This window comes from Streptomyces sp. SID10853 (assembly GCF_010548145.1).
Classification (GTDB): Bacteria; Actinomycetota; Actinomycetes; order Streptomycetales; family Streptomycetaceae; genus Streptomyces.
This window is the reverse complement of sequence record NZ_JAAGLN010000490.1, coordinates 1-1,153: the sequence shown is the minus strand read 5'-3', so window position 1 is coordinate 1,153 and position 1,153 is coordinate 1. Positions and strand designations below refer to the sequence as shown.

Annotated in this window: 2 protein-coding genes; both read left to right on the top strand. The window is 73.3% G+C overall.

Annotation, left to right across the window (positions count from 1 at the left end):
- Positions 1-918, top strand: a 918-nt coding sequence (locus G3I19_RS36555) for a tetratricopeptide repeat protein (RefSeq protein ID WP_164267953.1), incomplete at its 5' end; no start/stop codon positions are given.
- A gap of 4 nt (positions 919-922) precedes the next feature.
- Positions 923-1,153 (top strand): zinc ribbon domain-containing protein (locus tag G3I19_RS37915; RefSeq protein ID WP_239075065.1); only part of this gene is annotated, 231 nt, incomplete at its 3' end.

Sequence of the window (1,153 nt, the reverse complement as noted above, 5' to 3'; positions counted from 1 at the left end):
CTCGACGCGGGCGCCACCGCGCTGGCGCTGCCCGTGCCGCGTATCGATCCGCACGACCCGAACGCCGGGCTGCTCGCGGGTCTGCTGGCCGCGGCGCCCGGCGAGCTGATCGCCGCGCTGGAGTCCGCGCCGACCCCGTCGCTCGAACGCAGCCTCCGGCAGGCGCGCGCCCTCCTCGACAACCGGGACACGTACACCGCGGTCGAGATGATCACCGCACTGGAGAACGAGTACCCGCACGACTGGCGGGTCGTCTGGTACCGCGGTCTCACCTCGCTGGTCACCGGCGACCGGGAGACCGCGGCGCTCTCCTTCGACGCGGTCTACGACGCGTTCCCCGGGGAGCCCGCACCGAAGCTGGCGCTCGGGGTCTGCGCCGAGGTGCTCGGCCAGCTGGACAACGCGGCGGAGTACTACCGCCTCGTGTGGACGACCGACCCCAGCTATGTCAGCGCGGCGTTCGGCCTCGCCAGGGTGCAGCTCGCGGCCGGTGACCGCACAGCGGCCGTCCACACTCTGGAGTCGGTGCCCGAGGCGTCGATCCACTGCACGGCGGCGCGCGTCGCCGCGGTGCGCGCCCGGCTGCGCCGCCGTGTCCCGACCGACCCCCTGGCGGACGACCTGCGGTCGGCCGCTGACCAGGTGGCTGCGCTCCAGCAGTTCGGCATCGACGCCGTACGGCAGGAGCAGCTCACCACCGAAGTACTGGGCACCGCCCTGGACTGGGTACTCTCCGGAGGCCGGGGCGGCCAGGTGGTGCAGTCCACCACCCTGCTCGGCAGTCCACTCGACGAGCGTGGCCTGCGCTTCGGACTCGAACGCTCGTACCGGGTACTCGCCCGGCTCGCCCAGCGTGGCGAGGAGAGGATCGACCTGGTGGAGCGGGCCAACCGTTTCCGCCCCCGGACGTGGGTGTGAATTGATGTCCCAGACGAATCCGACCGTGTGCCCCAGCTGCGAGGAGCCGCTGGAGTCAGGCGACTTGTTCTGCGGCGCGTGCGGGTACGACCTGTCGGCGGCGCCCGAGCAGCCGGACCACCGTCCGGCGAACGCGGTCGGCGGCGCGAGCCCCGTGGGTGCCCCGACGGCCGCCTGGCCCGCCGCCACCGGGCTTGTACTCGCCAACGGCTTCTGGGGTCTGCAGGGTCCGGCG